The 23,548-nt window shown below is 48.4% G+C and carries 21 protein-coding genes; 5 read left to right on the plus strand and 16 right to left on the minus strand.

Annotated features, from left to right (window positions below; translation table 11 throughout):
- Window positions 1-51 precede the first annotated feature (51 nt).
- The 14 genes from M1E06_RS14425 to ggt form a co-directional block, all read right to left on the minus strand.
- A complete protein-coding gene (locus M1E06_RS14425; RefSeq protein ID WP_230368371.1) occupies window positions 52-1,683 on the minus strand; it encodes a rhamnogalacturonan acetylesterase in 1,632 nt (543 codons plus the stop codon).
- A gap of 20 nt (window positions 1,684-1,703) precedes the next feature.
- Entirely contained in the window at window positions 1,704-3,572 is a 1,869-nt protein-coding gene (locus M1E06_RS14430; RefSeq protein ID WP_035338902.1) for a rhamnogalacturonan lyase, read from the minus strand.
- A 182-nt stretch (window positions 3,573-3,754) separates the two neighbouring features.
- Window positions 3,755-4,366: a YesL family protein gene (locus M1E06_RS14435; protein WP_035338904.1), complete on the minus strand. Its 612-nt coding sequence runs from the start codon at window positions 4,364-4,366 to the stop codon at window positions 3,755-3,757.
- A 14-nt stretch (window positions 4,367-4,380) separates the two neighbouring features.
- Complete coding sequence (locus M1E06_RS14440) at window positions 4,381-5,073, minus strand: YesU family protein (protein WP_035338906.1); 693 nt, start codon at window positions 5,071-5,073, stop codon at window positions 4,381-4,383.
- Complete coding sequence (locus M1E06_RS14445) at window positions 5,060-5,776, minus strand: rhamnogalacturonan acetylesterase (protein ID WP_065643299.1); 717 nt, start codon at window positions 5,774-5,776, stop codon at window positions 5,060-5,062. The genes M1E06_RS14440 and M1E06_RS14445 overlap by 14 nt, the downstream gene beginning before the upstream one ends.
- A 13-nt stretch (window positions 5,777-5,789) precedes the next feature.
- A complete protein-coding gene (locus M1E06_RS14450) occupies window positions 5,790-8,075 on the minus strand; it encodes an AraC family transcriptional regulator (RefSeq protein WP_216904255.1) in 2,286 nt (761 codons plus the stop codon).
- 45 nt (window positions 8,076-8,120) lie between these two features.
- Window positions 8,121-9,155, minus strand: a complete 1,035-nt coding sequence (locus M1E06_RS14455; protein ID WP_023856745.1) for a glycoside hydrolase family 88/105 protein — start codon at window positions 9,153-9,155, stop codon at window positions 8,121-8,123.
- Window positions 9,156-9,173: 18 nt separating this feature from the next.
- Window positions 9,174-9,983, minus strand: a complete 810-nt coding sequence (locus M1E06_RS14460) for a carbohydrate ABC transporter permease (protein ID WP_243941130.1) — start codon at window positions 9,981-9,983, stop codon at window positions 9,174-9,176.
- 87 nt (window positions 9,984-10,070) lie between these two features.
- A complete protein-coding gene (locus M1E06_RS14465; RefSeq protein WP_031305097.1) occupies window positions 10,071-10,988 on the minus strand; it encodes a carbohydrate ABC transporter permease in 918 nt (305 codons plus the stop codon).
- A 34-nt stretch (window positions 10,989-11,022) separates the two neighbouring features.
- Window positions 11,023-12,318: an ABC transporter substrate-binding protein gene (locus M1E06_RS14470; protein WP_026579841.1), complete on the minus strand. Its 1,296-nt coding sequence runs from the start codon at window positions 12,316-12,318 to the stop codon at window positions 11,023-11,025.
- A 145-nt stretch (window positions 12,319-12,463) separates the two neighbouring features.
- Window positions 12,464-13,630, minus strand: a complete 1,167-nt coding sequence (locus tag M1E06_RS14475) for a response regulator transcription factor (RefSeq protein ID WP_186439853.1) — start codon at window positions 13,628-13,630, stop codon at window positions 12,464-12,466.
- Between the two features lie 2 nt (window positions 13,631-13,632).
- On the minus strand, window positions 13,633-15,369 hold the full coding sequence (locus M1E06_RS14480; RefSeq protein ID WP_003180890.1) for a sensor histidine kinase: 1,737 nt from the start codon (window positions 15,367-15,369) through the stop codon (window positions 13,633-13,635).
- Between the two features lie 13 nt (window positions 15,370-15,382).
- Window positions 15,383-16,027 carry a YesL family protein gene (locus tag M1E06_RS14485; RefSeq protein WP_103749036.1) on the minus strand — a complete coding sequence of 215 codons (645 nt, stop codon included), beginning with the start codon at window positions 16,025-16,027 and terminating at the stop codon, window positions 15,383-15,385.
- A gap of 134 nt (window positions 16,028-16,161) precedes the next feature.
- Window positions 16,162-17,919: a gamma-glutamyltransferase gene (ggt, locus tag M1E06_RS14490; RefSeq protein ID WP_216904250.1), complete on the minus strand. Its 1,758-nt coding sequence runs from the start codon at window positions 17,917-17,919 to the stop codon at window positions 16,162-16,164.
- A 331-nt stretch (window positions 17,920-18,250) separates the two neighbouring features.
- Between ggt and M1E06_RS14495 the strand changes: the two genes are divergently transcribed.
- The 5 genes from M1E06_RS14495 (at window position 18,251) to M1E06_RS14515 (ending at window position 21,133) form a co-directional block, all read left to right on the plus strand.
- Window positions 18,251-18,868: a DUF47 domain-containing protein gene (locus M1E06_RS14495; protein WP_020451049.1), complete on the plus strand. Its 618-nt coding sequence runs from the start codon at window positions 18,251-18,253 to the stop codon at window positions 18,866-18,868.
- A gap of 12 nt (window positions 18,869-18,880) precedes the next feature.
- Entirely contained in the window at window positions 18,881-19,879 is a 999-nt protein-coding gene (locus tag M1E06_RS14500) for an inorganic phosphate transporter (RefSeq protein ID WP_020451048.1), read from the plus strand.
- Window positions 19,880-19,988: 109 nt separating this feature from the next.
- On the plus strand, window positions 19,989-20,735 hold the full coding sequence (locus tag M1E06_RS14505; protein WP_020451047.1) for a type II toxin-antitoxin system SpoIISA family toxin: 747 nt from the start codon (window positions 19,989-19,991) through the stop codon (window positions 20,733-20,735).
- Complete coding sequence (locus M1E06_RS14510) at window positions 20,735-20,908, plus strand: type II toxin-antitoxin system SpoIISB family antitoxin (RefSeq protein WP_020451046.1); 174 nt, start codon at window positions 20,735-20,737, stop codon at window positions 20,906-20,908. Before M1E06_RS14505 ends, M1E06_RS14510 begins: the two co-directional genes overlap by 1 nt.
- 93 nt (window positions 20,909-21,001) lie before the next feature.
- Window positions 21,002-21,133, plus strand: coding sequence for a hypothetical protein (locus tag M1E06_RS14515; RefSeq protein ID WP_023856733.1), 132 nt, complete (start codon window positions 21,002-21,004; stop codon window positions 21,131-21,133).
- A gap of 70 nt (window positions 21,134-21,203) precedes the next feature.
- Here the strand turns inward: M1E06_RS14515 and M1E06_RS14520 are convergent, their stop codons facing one another.
- Both M1E06_RS14520 and M1E06_RS14525 read right to left on the minus strand, forming a co-directional pair.
- Window positions 21,204-22,475, minus strand: a complete 1,272-nt coding sequence (locus M1E06_RS14520) for an MFS transporter (RefSeq protein WP_020451045.1) — start codon at window positions 22,473-22,475, stop codon at window positions 21,204-21,206.
- A 51-nt stretch (window positions 22,476-22,526) separates the two neighbouring features.
- The gene (locus tag M1E06_RS14525; protein ID WP_020451044.1) at window positions 22,527-23,540 is read right to left on the minus strand and encodes a zinc-binding alcohol dehydrogenase family protein; all 1,014 of its coding nucleotides are present in this window, start codon (window positions 23,538-23,540) and stop codon (window positions 22,527-22,529) included.
- Window positions 23,541-23,548: the final 8 nt, after the last annotated feature.

The following is a 23,548-nucleotide window of genomic DNA, read 5'->3' on the forward strand; positions in this document are numbered from 1 at the left end:
TACGGTATGGAATGGCGAACGGGAGAACCGGAGACCGGCTCTCCCGACACCTTATTTCTTGAGCGAATGTTTCAGCGGATACATGTTCATATCGGCGATTTCTTCTGTTACGAGCCTTGCCAATTGGTTGGCGCCGAACTCGTGAACATGCACCCTGTCCTGGATTCCGTCTGGATAATTCGGGCTTTCTCCCGGCTCTAAAAACATAAATACGTTTTTAGTCGCTTCAACGCCGATCTCGTTGTAATAATCAATGCTCTTTTTATTTAAATCGAGCACCGGAACGTTCATTTCCCGTCCGAGCTGTCTCATTGCGTTCGGATATTCTCCGATGCTGTTGTAAAAAACGCCCTTTTCATCATAGGTTCGTTTACTTTGAGAAGTGACGAGCACAGGCCGTCCTCCTTTTTCGCGGGCTTTGTTAATGTAGGTTCTCAAGTATTCCTGAAATGTCGTATACGGATCTGTATGACGGGCCGGATCTTGCCCGGCGTCATTGATGCCGAACTGAATCAACAAATAATCGCCCCGTTTCATCCGGTTTAAAATCGTATCCAGCGACCGTTCATCCACAAAACTTTTCGCGCTTCTCGCGCGTTTCGCCTGGTTGTCGATGACAATTTCATCCGAGAAATAGCCGCCTAAAAATTGCCCCCAGCCTGCCATCGGCGCATAACCTGGTTCATAATCGGAAACCGTGGAATCTCCCGCCAGAAAAACCGTCGTCTTGTCATCCGTTACATGATAAGCCGTCTTCGTCAAGACCAGCGCATTGAGGCGCGGCGCTGTTCTCGCTGCTAAGGCTTGAATGGAAAGGCGGCCGCCGGAAATATGAATCGGAAACGTTTTTTCGTTGTATCCGCCCGCTTCCGCTCCAAATGAATAGAGCTGAATCATGCCATTTGCCCGTACGTCCATGTTCGTTTTTGCTCGGGCATCTCCGGTTATCAGCCGGACATGATATTGACCGTCAGGCAAATCGACCGTAAACGCCGTTCCATCCGGTATGCAAAAGTCTGAACGAAGCGGATCGGCGATACCGCGGTCCGTACAAGTCACCTTTGTTGTGTCGTCAAATCCGTAGCCTTTTAAAGGGGTATAAGCCGATTGCGCGTCTATCGGAATAAAGCCCGAAGCAAGAGGCCCGTCACCGAAATCAAACCGATACACCTTCGAAATTTCGACGGCATACACTTTTGGCTGAGGTCCTTTCCACTCCAAATCGAGACGCCCGTCTTCCACCGTAACGGTGAACGCTTTTTCGGCTGAACTTCCCTTTGCTCCGGCCGGGATCGTTCCCATTTCCTCTCCTTCGGCATAAAGCTTCAATTCACCGCGGGATGAGGCAAATACGGTTACGCGGTATTCGCCAGGAGAAAGAACCGCCAGAAAAGCCGTCCGGTTCACGACACAATAGTCTTTCTTGAGCGCTTCTTTTTTTTGCGTCTTTTTGCACACAGCGTTCCCTGCCCGTGAAAACCCGTAGCCTTTACCATTTTGATACGCGGAGGCCTCGTTCACTTTCACATAATCCTTCTCAGCGGGACCTTTTCCAAAATCGAACAGAAAAAGATCCTGACTGTGATGTGCGGCAGCGGCTTTCGGCTGCGCAGGTCCCTCAATCCCCGTGCTGAAGAAGAAAAGGAGAAGGATGGCCCATACGCAACGAACATATCGCTTCATTATGCAGCTCCCCTTTTCCATCAGCGTGTATAAATGTTCGGCTTCTCAGGTGTCTGCATGCCTTCGCCTAAATAAAAGCCGGTGTGCGGCGGCTGGTTGTAGCCGACATTCTGCCAGGCGATTCCGAGGCGATAGACGGCATCATGCATCAGCGTATACAAGCGGTGTTCCGTCATATCTGTCGTCGTGTAGATGCGCAGTTCGCTGCTGTCATCTGCTCGCCAGATCACTTCTTCGCGCCAGTCTCCGAGAATGTCAGCCTGCAGGGACGGCGTCGCTTTTGTTCCGTTATTTGCCGAAGCTCCAGATGCTGTCAGCAAGTTAACGGTTCGCGAATTTCGATAATCCCATTTATCAATTCTGTTGCTGTCCAGAAGCTCTCTTTGGAGATCGCCGTCCCACCAGATGCCGAAGTTCGTTGATGAAGGCAATGTGCTCCCGATTTTTACGCCTTTTGCCGTATAAAGACCGCCGTTCGCCCATACTTCCGCTCCTTCGTAGCGCGGATCGATATCAGCAGCCATCCCGCGTCCGACATCCTTGCCTGCGTGCACTCCCCAGATGATCTTTCCCGTTTTCGCGTCCCGGAAAGACAATCCATAGGGAGAATTGCTGTTTTCATGCACTTGAAAGACTTCGAGTCCCGGTCTTGAGGGGTCCAGGTTTCCTGTATGCATGGCATCCCCATGTCCCCAGCCGGTTGAATAAAGGCCTTTACCGTCATGATCGACAGCCATCGCTCCGTATATGATTTCGTCCTTTCCATCTCCGTCAACATCAGCGACGCTCAAACTGTGGTTGCCTTGACCGGCATAGGCGCCATTTCCGGGAGCGTCCGAATCGAACGTCCACAGTTTGGTCAGCTTTCCGCCTCTAAAGTTGTAAGCGACAAGCACTGTTCTCGTGTAATAACCGCGTGCCATGACAAAACTCGGCCGCTCCCCGTCAAGGTATGCGACACCGGCCAGAAAGCGGTCAACCCTGTTGCCGTAGCTGTCTCCCCAATCGGCTACATTTCCCCGGGCAGGTTCGTAGTTGACCGTTGTAAGCTCAGCGCCTGTATCGCCTTTAAAAACCGTCAAATACTCAGGCCCTGACAAAATTCGGCCTTGGGCATTGCGATAATCGGCGTTTGCATTTCCGATCACCTTTCCCTTGCCGTCTTTCGTCCCGTCGGCTGTCTTCATGGCGATTTCCGCTTTTCCGTCGCCGTCAAAGTCATAGACGAGAAACTGTGTATAATGGGCGCCGGCGCGAATGTTTTTGCCAAGGTTGATTCTCCACATCATGGTCCCGTCAAGCTTGTATGCGTCAATCAGCACGTCTCCCGTGTATCCGTCCTGTGAATTATCCTTTGAATTGGAAGGATCCCACTTGAGAATGATTTCATATTCGCCGTCTCCATCAAGATCGCCGACGCTCGCATCATTGGCGCTGTATGTGAATGACACCCCATCAGGCGTTTTTCCCCCGGCCGGTTTTTGCAGCGGAACAGATTTGTATGGTTTATTCCAAACTCCGGCGGTTTCAGAAGGAGCCTGCTCCACGCCGTTCAAAACGGCGCGCACCTGGTAAACGGCATTCGAATCCCCGCCTGCATCCTGATAATTTGTACTCGATGTAATCGGGGAACCGTTCAGCTTCTCTCCGTTTCGATACACATTAAATGAAACAGAAGCGGGCTCGGTTCCGAGCAGCCGCCAGCTCACAAAGACACCGTTCCCCGTTTTAACAGCGACAAGCCCCCGGTTCAGCGACTCCATTTGCCTTGCCTGCGCAGCCGTCCGCCCGTCTGCTTCCGCTTGTTCCGAGAAGCCGGTCACAAGCGTAATGAATAAAAGAGATGACGCGGCCAACAGTTTCTTCCACCTTTTCTTTCCTTTTTTCATCATCTTCTCCCTTCGCCTTTTTTGTAAGCGTTTACTTAAAAGGGATTCTATTATGGCTTCCATTTTTATTCAATTGCACTTTTTTGCCGAAGGGAAAAGATGTGTTCAAGTCCGATTTAAAGCGGTTCTCCTTTTTCAATTGATACTTTTTTGCTCACTTTTCTCATTTTTGCACGGTTCAGCTAGCCTTCCAGACGCAAAAAACAGCGATGTGCAATGAACATTAATACAAGAGCAAACAAACTGACACCATAAAATGGGATCAGTCCCGGAACCGTCAACAGCACATAAACGACAAAACCTCCAGCAGCAGCCATTCCGGCCGTCGTCAAAGGACGAACGAGACCGATCAGTGCAGCCTGTGAAAAATAGCGGGCAAACGGCAGCTGAACGTGAACGTAAAGCGGAAAAATATACACGAAAACTACGACATACATGAGTCCGGCCATCAGTGTGGCATAGCTGATGATGATTGAAAATAAATCCTCACGGAGGCGGAAAAATTGATAGTTTACTAATAAAATTGTGCCGGCGGCGAGGAGGATGAGGCCAAGTCCGTTTGTTTTGAAAAACTCTTTTTTATACGTTTGATAAAACGTTTTGAATACCGGTGCGTCCGTCCGGCCGAGCAGCCACTTGCGCACGACCGTGAACATCGCGGCCGTGCTCGGAGCCCAGCCGAAAACAACGCCTCCTCCCAGCGTGAATAAAACCCAGAGCGCGTTCAGCCAGGCGATTTTCATGATCGCTTCACAAGCGCCGTACATCATCGCCATCACGCCTTTTTCCCGCATGTCCGATCCCCCTTTCAGTCGCGCAGCAGCCTGCGCACTTCAAAGTTGGCGTAGGCTGCTTTCAGCGGAGCCATTTGCCTGAAGCCGATTTTTCCTCCTCCGTAAACCGGGCCGAAACGCCTGCCGTCATCCTCCCATTCCAAAATGGGCAGCCCGTTGATTGAAAAATGAACGGATGCCCCGTCTTTTATGAGCTTCATCCGATAGGGAGGCAAAGCGTCATTAGCGGGCGGAAGCGGGTCGGCTCCCTCACAGACGAGGTGAAAACCGCGGCTTTTCCTGAGGTTGCATGTTCGGAATGCTCTTTCATCAGCATGCTTATGTCTGAAATACGACAGGTGCAATGTGTTGATGTCCCCTGAATGATATTGCGGATATTTCCCTGTTCTCTCCGCCAGCCGCCCGTCAAATAAATCTTCCCCATTGATCCCGGTGGCTGCAAAAAATATCATGCATAAGCCGGGCTCCCGCACAGGATAGAAATCCCACTTCACAACTATTCCATCAGGGAATGTCTCTGGACACCAGTAAACAAAATGGGCATCGTCTCCATATTGCTCAGCATCGAGTTCATTCTCCATATGCAGGCGGCCGTTCGGAAAACGAACGATTCCTTTTCCTTCCATCACCCAGCCGCGGAGATCTTCAGGAGACGATAAAGGGTTTTGATAAATCAGGCTTCCTTCTCTTGCATTACACTTCGGCACGGAAGTCGCTCCTTTCACAATGAAGATAAGCCGCTAGAGGCAGGCCGAGCTCTCTGATTCCTTCTGTTACCAGCCAGGCGACTTGACGGGCCCCCGCCTCGGAAAAATGGGTATTGTCTTCAATTCCATTTGGATAATGAGGATGTTCATGCGGCTGAAAGTGGACGAACAGCCGTTTTGAGTCTTCCGTTCCGAGAGATTCATAGAGCGCTTTTGTTTTGGACCATAAATCGATGAGCGGAACTTCGAAGCGGTCAGCGAGCGCCTTCATCGCTTTCGGAAAATCTCCGAGTGTGTCGGCAGGCTTTCCGTTTTGATCAAAGCGTCTGCGCTCTGCGGAAGTGATCAAAACCGGAGTCGCCTGTTTTTCGCGAACCGCTTCAACATAGCGGACAAGATGCTCCTGATAGGTTGTATACGGGTCTGTTCCGTACGGTTTTTGATCGTTGTGGCCGAACTGGATCAACACATAATCATCAGGCCCAAGCCGCTCCGTAATGTCATCGAGCCGGCCTTCATCAATGAAGCTGTTCGAACTGGCCCCGCCTTTTGCCATATTCACGACCACAGCCTCATCTGAGAAAAACAGCGGAAGCATCTGTCCCCAGCCGGCCATCGGCGCTTCATGCGGAGGACAGTCTGCGACGGTCGAATCCCCGGCCAAATATACTGACACTTTTGGCTTTTCGTCTGTTCGTTTCATAACACTCTCCCTTTCACGAAGATTCCTGATGAATCTGCCTGTAGCGGCTCGGCGGAATGCCGACCTGCTTCTTGAAAATCCGGTTGAAATAGCTGTGTCTGTAGCCGACTTCTTCAGAAACGTCATGGATTTTTTTATTCGTTTCAAGAAGAAGCTCTTTCGCTTTTTCGATTCTGAGACGGGTAACATAGTCGATAAAATTGATGCCGGTTACTTGTTTGAAAGCTTTGCTCAGCGTATACGAATTCGTCCCGGCTTGATCAGCGCAGCTTTCAAGCGAGATATCGTTCATATAATGCTGATGAATCATCTCAAGCACCTGTTCGACAAGCCGTTTTTGCTGTCTGTTTTTCCTGCCTTCCATTTCTTTAAGATACGGGCTTACGACACGCTCCATCATCCAGCCGACGGCCCTTTCCGGCTCCCTCAGCTCTGAAAGCTCCTGCAGCAGATTTTTTCGGCTGAACAATTCATAAGGGTGAAGGCCGGAATGAAAGATCTCTTCCTGGATCTTTGCCAACAGCTGCATCATGCCCGGCTGGATGCGGATTTCCGTCTTTCCTTTTTCGGACAGTTCCCGGATGAACAGCCTGATCCGCCTTTCGACTTCATCCCTTTCTTCAAGCCGTAACGCCCTAACGACCTCTTTTTCAAGGGTGAACGGATAGTATGATTCAACGGGAGTCATGTCTTCCTTCCGGCTTAAATCGATCACCTGGCTGGCGTTTTCGAACTGTCTGTAATGCCTGCCTTCTTTCACCTCTTCATACATGCCGGGAATGTCTTTTAACATGTGAGCGGTTTTTGATACCGTCACTGTGACGTGGAGTCTTGATATGCCGCAGATCACATCCGTCAGCTCACGGACAAATTGGGCGGTTTCTTCCTTGAAGGCTGTTTTCCTGCCGCTCATCAGCAGCACAGCAAGCGATAACGAACGGACATCGGTCATATAAATATGTTTGAAAGTCCTACCAGCCAGTTCGCGCGTAATGTTGCCCAGCAAAAAACCCGTCAGACTTTCATCCTTTTTTGTAAAAGCTCCGTTCCCTTCGTAAAGTCCCGTCAGCTGGATATCGATGATGGTAAACACATTGTCTTTCGCTTCCCAGCCCCACCTTTTCAGACGATCTCTCAAATTCCTCTCTGATTCATCTGCAAAGTATCCGCCGAGAAGGCGCTGAAAAAAAACGTTTGCAGCCTGGGGCATTTCCTTTTTCAGTCTGCCGCTTTCCTCAGTCAGGTCTTCCCAGCGCTTCTCGAGCCAATGAAATTCATCCGGAAAATGAGCGGCCTTACCCTCTCCTGAGCAGAGCTTGATCAGCCTTGCGACAGGTGAATAAATTTTGTGTGACGCATACCATGACAGAATGAAAGCAAGAACGATCCCGGCGATGCTGACCGACGCGACGAGCTTCGATAAAAACAACACCGGAGCCGTAATCGCCGACATCGGTGAAGCCGAGACATAGGTCCATTCCTGGTTTAATCTGTCCATTCGTCCGTATGAAACGGAATACGCCCCTCCGTCCCAATCCATCACAAGGGAGCCCTGTTGATTTTTTTGTTTCTCAAGCATCCCTTTTAAAACGCTTTCAAAATTGGCTTTGCCGCGTTTGCTCCCGGAAAAAACAGGCTTTTGATTATGATGAAAAAGAAGCGCTGTTCCCTTTGAATACGGTGAAAGGCTTTCCAGCAAATGCCCCATTTCTTTTTCGTCAATCGTTAAAATCAGCGCGCCGAACGGCTCTGAGATGCCTCCCGGAATTTTGTGGACAAGCGCCATTCCGTAAGGAGCGGCGCTCATGTCTTTCCAATAAACGTTTTGACAGCCTTCAAGCAACGAATGATAGGCCTTTAAGATGTTCCGGTCGGTCATTCCGCTGTATTCCGGATTTAAAAGAATCGGCTCTTTCCCTTGAATAAACAGTTCAACCTTGTGAATGAGCGGATTTTGATCCTGAAGCACAAACAGCGATTTTGAGAGCCTGTACGTCGTTTGAAAATCCGTTTGCAGATCGGCATCGGCCAGACCGTTCATCAGGCGCGGATCATATGCAAGCTGGGAGAGCATGATCTCAAGCCCTTCCAGCTTGTCATCGATTTGGCTGATTTGGCGTTTCACCTGGTTCTCGTGCATTTGTTGGAGCTCTTTTTCAATTTTTGCAGCGGAAAACAAATAGATTCCTGCACCCGTCAATAAGCCAGGAATACACGCAATCAGCAGAATCAGCACAAAGCTTTTTTTAAAAAAACTTCCTTTTCGCCGTGAAACATATCTTTGATGCAGCTTTTTCATCCCTCTCCCCCCACTGCAATGAAAAGAATGTTTCTTTTTCAATTTCTATTGGAACGCGCGCGACTTGGAGCGGACGACGTCTGCCAAAAACGTCAGGGCAAGCCCCTGTCCCCAGCCTTGAATCCGTTTATACGGAACGTCTTTGTATCCCTGTGCATCCCGCATCACTGCTGTGCCCGCTGAAACGCGTTCCACCCTTCCGTCAGGCGCGACCGCATCTGTTATGGCTGTGAGCGCCTTCTGAACGGATTTGTGGTATAGCGAGCCTCTGGACAGCAGGCCGGAAGCAATCCCCGCAGATCCCGACACTTCAAGATATGAATCAGGATCCGTCAGTACGGTGTGCCATAAACCAGAAGGATGCTGAAGCCTGACAAGCGCGCTCAACAAGTCTCGAAGTGAACCGTCAATGATCATGTATGAAGGATGCGTAACATCGATCAAAGGGAGCGCTTTAGCCATTGTCAAAGCGGCCCATCCGTTTCCCCTTCCCCAAAATATGCCTGACAGATTGTTTTTGGCCACATGGTCCCATCCGTGATAATAGAGATTGGTCTCCATGTCTTGCAAAAATTCCTCATGGCCGTGATACTGGCGCAGCCCGTCTTCAAAATATGCCTCGCTGCCGACAGTTTTGCCGATTCGGAGAAGGAACAAGCCCGCCATCATCATCGTATCGACCCATGCCTGTTCAGGGAATACATGTTTCTCTGAGTTGACGGTGTGCTGCAAAATCCCATCTGCGAACCGGGGCGCTTCGCGGAGCACATAGTCCGCCATTTGCCGGGCGGTGTCAAGATAACGGTCATCTCCTGTCGCCTGGTAGAGCGACAGAAGGGTATGGCCGATGGATACCCCGTTGATCGACAGCTTAGGCAAGCCGTCTTCAAGCTTTTCATCCGTCCAGTTTTTCAAAAGTTCGAGGTATTCGTCATTTTCGGTTGCTTCATACGCCTCAGCGACGCCGTAAAACGCGACGCCGCCCGGCCAATCCCATTCGAAATCCATCTGAAATGTCCGCTTGACGATTCTGTCGATCACTTCATTCAGTTTTTCTTCATCAAAAACAAGCTTTGTCATGCACTCTTCTCTCCCTTTTTATTTTAATCCGCTCATGCTGATTCCTTGGACGATCGATTTTTGAAAGACGAAAAACACGAGGATCACCGGGACGAGTGAGACGACTGACATCGCAAACATCGCCCCCCAGTTAGACGCCGTTTCCGTATCTAAAAACAGCTTTAGTGCCAGAGAAACCGGGTAAAGCTCCGGCTTGTTCAAGTAAAGAAGCGGATTGATCAGCTCCTCCCACTTCCAGTAAAACGAGAAGATGGCGGACGTCGCGAGCGCCGGTGCGATCAATGGCAAAATGATTCTGAAAAAGATGCCGAGACGGCTGCAGCCGTCAATTTTTGCCGCTTCATCGAGTTCTACCGGGATCGTCCTGATGAACTGAATCATCAAAAAGATAAAAAACGCGTGCCCGAAAAATTGTGGAACAACGATCGGCTTGAATGAATTCAGCCAATCCAATTTTGCAAAAATGATGTATTGCGGAATCATCAGCACCTCGTGCGGCAGCATCATCGTCACCATCATGCAGCTAAACCAAAACGCCTTTCCTTTAAACGGAATCCGCGCGAATCCATAAGCGATGAACGCTGAGGACAAAACCGCACCGACCGTCGAGAGGCCGACGATGATAAGCGAATTTTTAATAAATGTGATGAACGGCTGTCCGGCGATCCCTTTCCAGCCCTCCGTGTAATTGGACAGGATCAAAGGATCCGGGATGAGCGAATGGGATGTAGCGAATATGCTCGCACTTTCTTTAAACGAGCTTGCGATCAGCCAGATAACGGGATACAAAAGGATGATCGCAAGACCGGCAGTCGCGATATGGAACACGAGCTGCCCGGCTCTTTTCTTTCCCGTTCCTGCGGGAAGCGGGGCAGGCGCCGCCCGCCCCGAAATGTCTTTTACCGGCTCCACCAGCTACCCCTCCTTCGATTCGTAATGCACCCATAAGGATGAAGTTTTGAACAATATGAATGTGACAAGGCCGATCAGGATGAGCATCACCCATGCCATCGCCGATGCGTAGCCCATTTGGAAAAAGTTGAAGGCCCGCTGGAACAAATAGAGAGAATATAGAAGCGTCCCGTCAAGCGGACCGCCTTCCCCTTTTGAAATAATGTAGGCCGGCGTAAAGGTCATGAAGGCTGAAATGGTCTGCATCACCAGGTTAAAAAAGATGATCGGACTGAGAAGCGGGAGCGTAATGAGAAAAAAACGCTGAAATCTGTTTGCACCGTCGACGCTTGCCGCTTCCTGATACATCGGCGGGATATTTTTCAATCCGGCAAGAAAGATCAGCATGGAAGAGCCGAACTGCCACACCGACAAAAGAATCAAGGTCCACAATGCGCTTGTCGGATCCTGATACCAAAGAATCTTCTTGTCAAATCCGAGGAAGAACAAAAGCGCATTGATAACACCGTCATTGCCGAATACATTTCGCCACATAATCGCGACCGCCACGCTGCCGCCGATAATGGACGGGAGATAAAAGAGCGTCCGGTAAATGCCGACACCTTTTTCGGCTCTGTTCAAAATCACCGCAATGAAAAGCGCAAACGCGAGGCGCAGCGGAACACCCGCGAGCACGTAATAAAACGTCACTTTCAGCGAGCCCCAGTACTTTTCATCATCTGTCAGCATCGCCTTATAGTTGTCAAGGCCGACCCATTTGGGCGGGGTGAACAGATCGTAGCTTGTAAAAGACAGAAACAGCGAGGCTCCCATCGGAATGACGGTAAAGCATAAAAATCCGATAATAAACGGGGAAATAAAGGCGTAACCCGCCAAATTGTCAATTCTATTTTTTCGCTTCACGTTCACTTCCTCCTGCATTTGATGAGCGGCCTTCCTCCACTTGTCCCGCTTATCATTGTTGATTTCTTTTCAGTATCGCGTCCGCTTCTTTTCTGAACTTCGCGGCTCCTTCTTCAGGCGTGATCTTTTTAAACAAAATCTGGTCTGATGTGTCTTTTAGCAGTTTGATAACTTCGGCGCTGCCGATCGGTTCAGGCGGTTCCGCTTCCCCCGCGGACTCCGAAGCCCGTTCGACATATTCGAAAATCTTTTTCTCCTCTTCACTCAGTTCTTTCTTCACCGTTTCCGCAATTTTGGAGGAAACCGGCACGCCTCTTTCTCCTTTGATCAGGGCATTGGCTTTTTCATTGTTAATAAAGAAGTCGATGAATGCAGCCGCTTCTTTTTTTTGCTCGGAGCTTTTCGGGATTGAAAACAGCATGCTCGGCCTTAAAAACAGCGCCTTTTCTTTCGCCTGTTCAGGAGGCAGTTTTAATGACAGAGGTGCATCGGTCAGCTGTGCGAATGCCGAAAACTGATTTGAATAATTCCATGTTGCAGCCGTTCGGCCTTTAACGATAAAATCGTCCTCCATTCCCTTCACTTGCGCGCTTTCATCAGGTGTCGGCGATGCTTTTTCATCAACGAGCTTCACCTGACGCTTGAAGTAATCGACAAACAGCTTGTCGTCTGAATAAGCAAGGCCTGTGCCGTCCTCTTTATAAAAGCGCTCGCCCTTCGTCCTCAAGTAATAAGGGAAAAAGACATCAGGCGGATGCATGCCGTTTGAACCGTATTGCCCCGTCTTCTCCTCGACCTCTAGCGCCAGGTTTTCAAAATCGGTCCACGTCCAGCTGCCGTCGTCAATTTCAACGCCCGCTTCTTTTAGCATGTCATCATTTGTAATCACCGACAGCACATTCACACCGAGCGGGAAGCCGTATAACTGATCACCGATTTTGCCGCCTTTGATCGTCTTTTCATCAATCGATTCGGTATTGATGGTCCCGTCCTTGACGTACGGAGTCAGGTCTTCAAGCTGGCCTTTCTTGCCGTATTGGGATAAATACGCCATATCCATCTGAATCACATCTGGCAGCTGACCCGCCGCAGACATCGGGGCAAGCTTTTTCCAATAATCGTCCCAATTCGCAAACTCCGCTTCGATTTTGACATGCGGGTGTTCCTTTTCATACAGCTCGATGATTTTTGATGTATAATCATGCCGAGGCTGTCCGCCCCACCACGCGACCCTCAAGGTAACCTTCTTTTTGCCGTCCGCACCGGCCGCCTCTTCAGTGTTTGAACTGCATCCGAACAGGCCGAGCGTCAGCAAAACGCAAAATGAGAAAAACACAAATCTTCTCATCAACATTTCCCCTCCTTATTTTGTAAGTGCTTACATTTCATTTTAAATTCAACTTTTTGTCCCAGAAACTCAAAAAACAGAGAAGAATGTTAAAAAAACAGAGATTCCGTCAATACGCAAAAAACCGCCGAATATACCGGCGGCATTAAAACGTGTTTTCTTCTTTTTTTCGAAATTCTGACGGGGTGAGTCCTGTGTATTTTTTAAAAACAAGGCTGAAGTATTTCGGATTGTGGCCAAACCCCAGCTCCTCTGCCAGTGCGCCGATGGCCGTGTTTTTAGACTTCTTCATCTTCGCGATCGCTTTTTCGATGCGCACCTTTGCAACATAGCTTGAAAACCTTTCACCGGTTTCCTGTTTAAACAGCTTGCCGAGATAATCCGGATTCATGTACAGCATGTTGCGGGCTGCCCATTTCAGCGAAAGCTTCGGATTTGAGGCCTCCTTTTCGATGAGATCGAGCATCCTCCCGATTAAAACCGATGTCTCTCCTTCATGTTGGACGATCTGTGCGTATGCCTTTTCGTACATAGCGGAGGCTTCGCTGATACTGCCGCTTTCGCTGAGTGATGCTTCAGGTTCAAATTGAAGCAGATGGCGTGAAAGTTCTTGGACGCTTTTCATTTTTTCCTCAAGTACGGCAGGAGCGACTTTTCCGTCAACTGCACAAACAAGCACTTGTTGAACGCAGGCCGAAGCGATGACAGAACCGTTCAGCACCTCATCCGCAATGGACTCAACACCTTGGGCATAGTCTTTGTCATCCCCGTCCCGGACGGAAAACAGGATCAGTCTGATGACCTTTTGCTCTGAAAAAAAGCGCAGGCACGTTTCATCCTCGATGCGGCTGCCCGTGACCAGCTCTTTTAACATTTGCTTCATAAGATGCGGCTTCATCATCTCCAGATCATTTTTTACTTTTTGCGCCGATTCCTCTTTTTTCAGCTCGCCGATCACGCTTTGAAGCGAATCTGTAATGTGGTTTTCATTGCAGGGTTTGAGCAAATAATGTCTGACTCCGTATGACATCGCTTTTTTTGCATATTCAAACTGGCCGAAGCCCGTCAGCAAAATAAACCGGATTGACGGGTAGTCGCGGGACACTTTCTCGATCAGTTCGAGTCCTCCCATCCCGGGCATTTTAATATCGCTGATCACAATGTCCGGCCGCTCTTCCATAATCAGGCGGTAAGCGTCAATCCCGTTTTGTGCGGCTCCGATCAAAGACGTTTCAAACGAACTCCACTCGATCATGCTGGAGATGCCGTCGAGAATAATCCGTTCATCGTCCGCCAACAGCACTTTATACATCATCACACCCCGCTTTGAAATGGTATTTTAATTAACATTTCGGTTCCCTTGTTCTTTTCGCTTGAAATCGTCAAGCCGTACCCTTTGCCAAACATCAGCTGAATGCGCTCATCGATATTTTGCAGTCCGATTCCTCTGCCTCTTGTCCGGACAAGCTCTTTTCTCGCTTTTTCCAAAAAGTCTTCATCCATGCCCGGTCCGTTGTCGGTAACCGTTAAATATACAAACCCGCCTTTTTTATATGCTTTAATGTGAATATGGCAAGGTTCAATGAAGGGCTCGAGACAGTATGTAATCGCATTTTCAGCCAAAGGCTGGAGGACAAGCTTTGGCACGCGGCATTTTTTCACCGCCGGCTCAATGTCGAGTTCAAAAACGAGCCGTTCCTCAAAGCGAAAACGCTGAATGGTAAAATAGTGGAGCACAATTTCAGCTTCTTCCTCGATCGTCACCACGTCGTTTTTCATATTGATGGCATTCCTGAGCAAAAACCCGAGAGATTCCGTCATCTTTGAAATTTGCGGCTGACGGTTCGTTTTTGCCAGCCAGTTGATCGACTCGAGCGTGTTGTATAAAAAGTGGGGGTTGATTTGCGCTTGGAGCGCTCTGAATTCCGTCTCTTTCAGCATCAGCTGCTTCTTGTAGTTCTCGGCAATCAGTTCATTGATCCGTTCAACCATTGTAAAAAAGTTGCGGTTTAAGACGCTGACTTCATCCTGCCGGTCTGAAGGAGCACGAGTGAGCGGCGCCAGTTTAAAATCGCCGGTTTGGACATTTTTCATGGCTGCCACCAGCTTCTCAATCGGACTCGTAATGCCCCTGGCCATTTTCCTTCCAAAGAGAACCGCAATCAGAAAGAAGAGAATAAAAAGGGAAATCAGGATCGTCTTCATCGCAGAGATTTTCGAAAACATCGCGTCAAAAGGGATCAGGCTCCAATACGTCCAATTCTTATACGCTGATTTGACATATGAAACGAAAAAGCGCTGGCCGTTTTCCTCCACAATGTCATATCCGTTTTCTGCGTGAGAAGATAAACGTAGTCCATCGGTTTGGCTGAAAGGCATTTCAGAAAAAAACAGCTCCTGCCCGTCCGACATCGCAATCTTGCCTGCGCCTTCCCCCCAGTCTTTCGGAAGATCGCCGATGACCCGTTTTAAATCGGCGACAATCACCACTGTTCCCAGATGGTCAAGGTTTAAACGCTCATAGGAGCGAATTTCCCGGACGGATAACAGCTCGCCGGTTTCACCCGGCATAGGCTCCCATGTGTTGCCGCCTTTTTGGCGCGACGCTTTTTCGATCAGCGCATTCTTTTGCTCCCGCAATGCTTCGGTTAAATTCGCACCTGCGGAATACTCGGTTCCGGAAGCATCAAACAAATGAATCGATTTAATGTACCGCTTAGAGCCGGTATATTCGGCAAGCTTATCCCAGATTTTGCTTTTCATCCGGTAGGTCACGTATTTGTTTTGGCCGCGGCCGGCTTTCAGAAGGTTTGCTTGGATGGCGGCGTCAGTGGTCAGTTGATATGACACATCCTCAATCTTTTTCAATTCATCTTCAATGCTTTTTGATGATAACATCAGCACCTGTGACGACTTCCTGTAAATTTGCTGGTCATAGACACGGAACGCGTATTGAACGCCACTCAAGATCAAGATGAGCGAAACAGCCATGATCAATGAAATCAAGATAAACAATTGATCTTTAATTTTTAAATGCTGATACCGGTTCACCGAACGAACACCTTCATTTCAAGCGTGTGACGGCAGCCTGTTTATCTGTCCGGCGCCCGTCTATTGCGCGGAACGCCTGAAACGAGAGCTTCGTCAAAATGAAGCTTAAAGCGCTGCCGCTGAAAAACAGAAGAAATGTGACATGAAATAAAGCGAGCAGAATTATGCCAAACGCGCTGATCAGCATGAAAAACGAGGTGAGCGGACGGGAAAAGCCGATGATAAAGCTGTATTTCAGCACTGCAATCCGTTTTAAATCGTAGTGGACATCAATTGGAAAAGCGTAAAAGAGGATGATGGCGTAAATGATAAACAAACTGATGAACAGACTTAAGACAACCGGCTGATCGTGAAAATAGACGGCCGCAATTTGAAAATCAACAATCAGCAATAAACCGACCAGACCCAATATCAAACCGAGAACGCTTGCTTTGGCCCATTTCTTTTTAAACGCCTGATAAAACGTCTGAAACACCGGGATATCCGTCTTTCCCAGCGCCCACTGTCTTGTCACAGCGAACATCGCGGCAGTCGCCGGCGCTAAACCGAAGATGACCGCTCCCGCCAGCGTGAAGCCGATCCACAGCAGATTCAAATAGGCGAGCCGCATCACCCACTCGCAAAAGCGGTAAAATCCATTTGCCAACGTGTGAATCATGGTCTCCCTCCTTCGCAACTTAGTAAACGCTTACAAAAAATATATTTCTCTTCTTTCGAAAAAAATCCTCTTTTCCCCGCTGACAGACGGAAGAAGGCTTGATCTAAAAGCCTTAGACCAAGCCCTTGCTTCCGCTATTTAGCCGATGTCTTAATGTTGACGCCGACCGCCGTCCCGTTTCTGCTTGAATCGGCAACCCCCATAAACGTTCTGTTCTCCCGGTCAATGAAAATACTTTGGACATTGCCGATATCAACCGGATTCGCACCGAATCTGTGGCCGAAGTCATTGAGCTTCAGTCTGACATCCTCCGGCATTCCCGATTCATAGCGGTAAGAAGTCAGGCTGTTCGTATAGATTCTCGGCTCTTCAATCGCATCCTGAAGGCTCATGCCGTACTCAAAATAATTCAAGATCGTCTGGAAAACGGAAGCAATGATCGTCGTTCCTCCTGGGGAACCGACAGTCAGCACCGGTTTTTCGTCTTTAAAAACGATTGTCGGCGTCATGCTTGAAAGCGGCCTTTTATTCGGCTGAACTTCGTTCGCTCCGCCTGGAACCGCATCAAAATCGGTCAGTTCATTGTTTAAAAACAGTCCGTACCCGGGCACTAAAATCCCCGTTCCAAAAAGCTGTTCAATCGTAGTCGTATAAGAGACAACATTGCCCCACTGGTCCGTGACGGTAAAATGCGTCGTCTCCCCGATCGTCTTATCTTCAGGCTGAGGCACGATCTCATAATTCGGCTCTCCCGCCTCGTATTTCCACGGATCGCCTGCTTTCACATCGCGGTTCATCGAATCAAGGCTGATCAGCTGCTGCCGCTCCTTAATATAATCGGGATCGAGCAGCCCTGAGAGCGGAACATCGACAAATTCCGGATCGCCCGCATATGCCGCCCTGTCCGCATAGGCGAGGTGCATCGTTTCCGCGAGCAGATGATATTTTTCAAATGATTTTGGATCGTATTGGGATAAATGAAAATCATCAATCAATTTCAGCATCTGCAGCATGAACACTCCGCCTGAACTTGGAGGAGGCATGCTTGCGATATCATAGCCGTGGTACTCGCCCCAGATCGGCTTATCTGTTGTGACCTCATAGCGGGACAGGTCATCAGGTGTCATCGAACCCCCGAAATCCTGCACGACATCTGCTATCGCCCGGCCGATTTCTCCATCATAAAAGGCTTTTGACCCTTCTTTCCGTATTAATTTAAACGTCTTGGCCAAATCCTTTTGTACGAGGATATCACCTTCTTTCAAAGGTTCACCGTCGGGAAGGAAAATATCCTTTGCGGCCGTTTTGCTGAGCTTGTCCTGATGGTCCTTTATCGCATCGGCCAAAACCGAATCGATCGGGAACCCTTCTTCTGCAAGCTTAACGGAAGGCGATATCAAGTCTTCCATTTTCTTCGTTCCCCACTTTTTATGCGCTGCTTCGAGCCCTTTCAGCGTTCCCGGCACACCGACCGCATTTCCGTGTCTCGACCTTTCTGAAAAAGGAATCACCTTTCCGTCTTCATCCAAAAACATGTCAGGTTCGGCACCCTGTGGAGCACGCTCCCTGCTGTTGACGATCGACGTTTCCTTCGTCTCGCCATCGTAGACCATCATGAATCCACCGCCGCCGATTCCCGACATCATCGGCTCCGTTACATTCAGAGCATACTGAATCGCAATTGCTGCATCAATGGCATTCCCGCCCTTTTTCAACACTTCGGCTCCGATTTTTGATGCAAGCGGATGGGCCGTAGCCACCATACCGTCTTTCCCGACGGCGACTTTATCACCATCTCCGCCGCTCATGACCCCTTCTGCTTTTGACACCGGACTGAACAAGCAACCAACCGCCAAGCAAAACGCAACAACTAAGAAAGCTAACCGTCTCATCAGATCACATTCCTTTCCAGTTTATTACTACTATAACAGGAAAGTGAACTGAAAATAAGGAAAACTCCCAATTTTCTATTTTTTTGAACCTAAACTCCCAAATTCAACAAAAAAACCCTGTCATTCGTTCTTTTGACACAATTAGCTGAAAGGAGAAAACACCTATTATCATCATAAAATCCCGGATGCAGCTGGTGCTTGCGCCCATCTAAAAGATGTGAATATCTAAAAATTAAATGGTTTTTTTCGACTGCACCTGTTTTTTTTCGACAAAAAGTTATATAATATTTTGATGTGTGCATTGTCTCATTTAAACAATGGAGGGTTACAAATGTTGAAAAGAAAAAAAGACAAGTTTTCCGTGCTTTTGATGGAAATTGCAAAAAATTTAGACGAAACAGCTGAGTATTTTGTTAACTATAAAGTGACGAATCAGACAACCCTTAAAGAATTCGCGGATACCTTAAAAGAGTATGAGACAAAAGGAGATAATTATGTACATACGATGATTAAGGAGCTGAACAAAGCATTTATCACGCCGATCGAACGCGAAGACATCCTTCAGCTTACAAACAGCCTCGATGATGTACTCGACGGCATCGAACACTTTTCAGCCATGATGGAAATCTTCTCGATCACATCTTCAGATGAGCATATTGATAAATTCAGCGGCTATATCAGAGAATGCGCAAAAGAAATTCTGCTGACGATTGAATTGCTGGCGGAAAATCGCCTGAATGAAATTCAGCCGCACGCCATTAAAATTAAAGAATACGAACATAACTGCGATAACCTGCACCGCAAATCGCTGAAGAATCTTTTCGGAAAAGAGACCGATCCGATTAAAGTGATCCAGTACAGGGAAATCTATGAGACGCTTGAAGAAATCGCAGATTCATGCCAAAGTGTAGCAAACAATTTAGAAACCATCATAATGAAAAATGCGTAACGAGGGATTATAATGGATCTTTTATTTGTATTAACCATATTGATTGTCATCTTTGCTTTGGCATTTGACTTTATCAACGGGTTTCATGATACGGCAAATGCGATCGCCACCTCGGTATCGACAAAAGCGTTAAAACCAAGGCACGCCATTATAATGGCGGCTGTCATGAACTTCGCCGGCGCCATGACGTTCACAGGCGTAGCGAAAACCATTACGAGCGATATCGCCGACCCTTTCAAACTGGAAAACGGATCGGTCGTGATCCTTGCAGCTCTTATCGCGGGCATTACATGGAACCTGGTGACTTGGTATTTCGGCATTCCCAGCAGCTCATCCCACGCGATCATCGGAGCGATTGCCGGAGCTGTCATTGCATCGGAAGGATTCGCCGCGATTAAATACCACGGATTTATTAAAATTATCGAAGCACTTATATTATCGCCCGTTTTGGCGTTTGTTTTAGGATATTTGATCTACAGCATCGTCAAAGTCATTTTTAAGAACAGCAATCTGGCCAAAACGAATAAGCGGTTCCGGCGCGTTCAAATCGCGACAGCTGCCATACAGTCCTATACGCACGGCACGAACGATGCACAGAAAGCGATGGGTATCATTACGATGGCTTTAATTGCGGGTAACTTGCACAGTACAACCGATATCCCGTTCTGGGTGCAGTTTGCATGCGCCACAGCCATGGGACTCGGAACATCTGTCGGCGGCTGGAAAATCATCAAAACCGTCGGCGGAAAAATCATGAAGATCCGTCCCGTCAACGGTGTCTCTGCAGATTTGACGGGAGCCCTCATCATCTTTGGTGCGACGATCGTCCATTTGCCTGTCAGCACGACACACGTCATTTCTTCATCCATTTTAGGCGTGGGCGCTTCCCACCGGGTGAAAGGCGTTAACTGGGGCACCGCAAAGCGGATGTTGATCACATGGGTCATTACCCTTCCCATTTCGGCAACTATCGGTGCATTTGCCTATTTCATACTTGATTTATTCTTTTAATCAGCACACTCCCGTCCGAATCCAGGACGGGAGTTTTCATGTTTAAAAGAAAGCCGGCATAACAATAGAATAGGAACTGCACTATTTCTCGGGAAGAGGGAAACCAGTTATGCTGCTATTTTATCAATTCCTTGTTTGGCTCATTGTTTTGGCGCTGGCTCTGTATGTAGCTGCCGTGTGGCGTTTTGAAAAAAAGCTCACCGAAAAAACGGTCGCGATCCGAAAAACGTGGTACCTGCTTTATGTTATCGGCGCCGTGATTTATTGGACGCACGATCCGCAGTCGATTTTCACAAACCCGCTTCATTACTTGATCGTTGCCGTTTTTTTCACGCTGACAGACGCTTTTATTTTCTTAAACGCCTACTTTAAAAAGCTCGGCAGCTCCGAACTCGCGACAGACACAAGAATGCTTCTCGAAGAAAACAACGACCTCCTCCACACATATCAAAACAGGCTGAAAACGTTTCAATACCTATTGAAAAACGAACCGATCCACATCTATTATGGAAATATAGAAGCGTATGCAGAAGGGATCGAAAAGCTCATCAAACGGTTTGCCGAAAAAATGAATATATCCGCTGCACTTTGCGAATATAATTCAGAAGAAAGCAAGGATCATTTGCTTGAGCATATGGAAAACCGGTTCGATGTTCAAGAAAAGCTTGAGCGCAAAGACGTTTATTATGAAGAAAACGGAAAAATGGTCCTCATTCCTTTTTCCATCCACGATTTTGACTATGTCATGAAGTTAACCTCAGAAGACCTTGTCACAGAATTTGACTACCTCCTGTTTACTTCTTTAACAAGCATCTATGATCTTCTGCTACCAAACGAAGAGGAAGGTGACGACTGATGGAGCCTGCTTTTCAGCAAGACCATGAAAGCGCAAAAAAGCGCCTCGCCTTTAAAATGTTTAAAAGGCAATCCAAAACCAATATCGCGAAATACGAAGTCAGCCCCCATACCGAACGGATTTTCCGGCAAAACGAACGGCTGATCGGCGAGTATAAAAGAAAAAAAGCTTAACGAGGACGGGAAAATTCTCCCGTCCTTATTCCGTTTTCCCGTTTCATACATACAATAAACCAATCAACTAAAAGCGCTGAATTAGGTGATGCTGTGAAAAAACTGAAAAAACAAGTCAAACACGTCGATTTCGCAAAATTTGGCCTGTCAGACTATACCTCTCTTCTCAGAAGAAGAAGCGAGAAAATCATTAAAACGCTGAACAAAAGAAAAAACAAACCGTGAAGCTTGGACTTTCCCCCTCCTTCCCTGCTGAGTAGGGGGGTTTTTTATGCCTCCAGCAGCAGCAAGTGCATCATAAAGGATGCCCCTGTCCGCCTTCTGCAACAGATTGAGGCAGCTTCTCAGAACGTATCGGTTTCACAAACAAAGCGACGCAAATAGAACCTGCCACCGCCAGCCCTCCCGCAAGCAAAAAAGCGCTTGTGAAAGCCCCGGTATACTCGACGATGTACCCTGTAACCGTCGGACCGATAATACCGGACGTATTGGCAAGAAAATGCATGAATCCGCTCACGCCCCCGACCCTGTCCGGATGAACGATATCCTGTATAATCGCCCAGTATGTGATGCCGGTCAAATACAAAAAGAAAACCGATAGTGCGACAAGGGCAACAGCTCCAAACGCAGTCGTGACAAGCCCGGCAAACCCAATGCATACCGCCGCAGCCAAAAGGCAGCACACAAGCACGGCTTTTCTCGAAAACATCTGTTTGCCCGTCAGCTTGAACAGATAGTCCGATATAAATCCCCCAAGCGCGAGACCGAGAAATCCGACAACCCACGGTATCATCGTTGCAACGCTCATATCGTGTATGCTCAGCCCCCGGGCTGACGTTAAATAGCTCGGAAACCACGTTAAGAAAAAGAATAAAATATAGTTGTAAGAAAAGAATGCGAATGCCGTAAACAGCACGGTCGGCTGCTTCAAATAAAAAGACAGCGGGATCCCGGTATCCTTTTTCGGATGCGTTTCTTTTTCAGGGGACAAACTGCGGGAATCGTCCGGCTTATCTTTCATGAATTTCATCCAGAACCAAGTCCAGATAAGCCCGATGATCATGATCAACACAAAGGAAGCTTTCCACCCCCAATGGATCGCGATCAATCCGACGATCGGTCCTGAAATGGCTCCGCCGAGCGGCGTTCCGCACATCGTCATGCCGAGCGCCCTTGCTCTTTCTTTTTGCGGAAACCAATTGTTGACCGACTTGCTCGTTGCAGCTGACAGCGGACCTTCCCCCATGCCAAAAATGACGCGGATGATAAACAGTGAGACGAAATTATATGTCAGTGCAATGGCGCCGCTGAAAACCGACCATACGACCATTGCAGCCGACAGCGTATGTTTCGCTCCATACTTATCTGATGCCCAGCCGCCGATAAAATTAAAGATGGCATATCCGATGAAAAAACTGCTGAACAGCATGCCCATCTGCGCCGGACGTATGTTCAAATCTTCCTGAATAAAAGGAGCGGCGACAGACAATGCTGAACGATCCAAATAATTAATCACTCCCGCCAAAAAAAGCATCACGATGACAAACCCGCGGCCGTTTGAAAACATGGGCAACCCCCTCTTTCCGGAATTTAGAAAACGTTTTCATTTTATGCGTTTTTACAGATGGATCAACACTTTCACAGGATTGGTTTCCGGAGCAAGTGCTGATTGAAATCCGTCAACAACATCGCGGAACGCAATCTGACCGGTAACAAACCGGTTCGCATCCGCTCCGCCATCCCTGATCGCTTTCATCACCGTCTCAAAATCGCTTCTTAATGCGTTGCGGCTGGATAAAATGGTCAGCTCCCGCTTGTGGATTTCAGGATCGGGCATGACCAGATGGCCGTGAACCAGTCCGACATAGATCAGCCGGCCCCCGTGGGCGGCGTACTGATAAGCGCTGTTCATCGATCCAAGGTGCCCTGTCGCGTCAAAGACAGCCGCCGGATAGTCGCCGTTCGTCAACCGTTTGATCTCATCTGCCGCATGTTCTCCCGCTAATACAACTTCATCGGCTTCAGCCCATTCACGGCTAAATGTGAGACGCTCATTTCTGACATCCATCGCGATGACTTTCGCCCCCTTCAATTTTGCGAATCTCATCACGCTGAGCCCGATAGGCCCCGCTCCAACGACAAGCACCGCTTCCCCTTTTTTGATATTTGCCCTTTCTGCAGCGTGGGCGCCGATGCTCAAACATTCAATGACAGCAGCTTCGCTGAGCGTCAATCCTTCTGTTTTTAGCAGGTGGTCTGCCGGGATGTTTATGTATTCCCGCATTCCCCCATCTGTATGGACACCGAGGACGTTCAGATTCACGCAGCAGTTGGGCCGGCCGCTCCGGCAGGCCATGCATGTCCCGCATTCCAAATAAGGAATAATTGACACTTGATCGCCAGGCTTAAGCATTCCGCCGGTATCATCGATGCTGACAATTTCACCGGACAGCTCGTGTCCGAGCACTCTTGGATAAGAGAAAAACGGCTGTTTTCCGCAATAAGCGTGAAAATCCGTCCCGCAAATTCCGATCCGTTTGATGCGGACCAATGCTTCCCCATCCTTAAGTTCCGGCATATTCACATCCGTCATTTTAAAATGATAAGGCTTTTCACACACAATCTGCTTCATGTATCGGC

This window comes from Bacillus sp. AK124, from assembly GCF_053903085.1.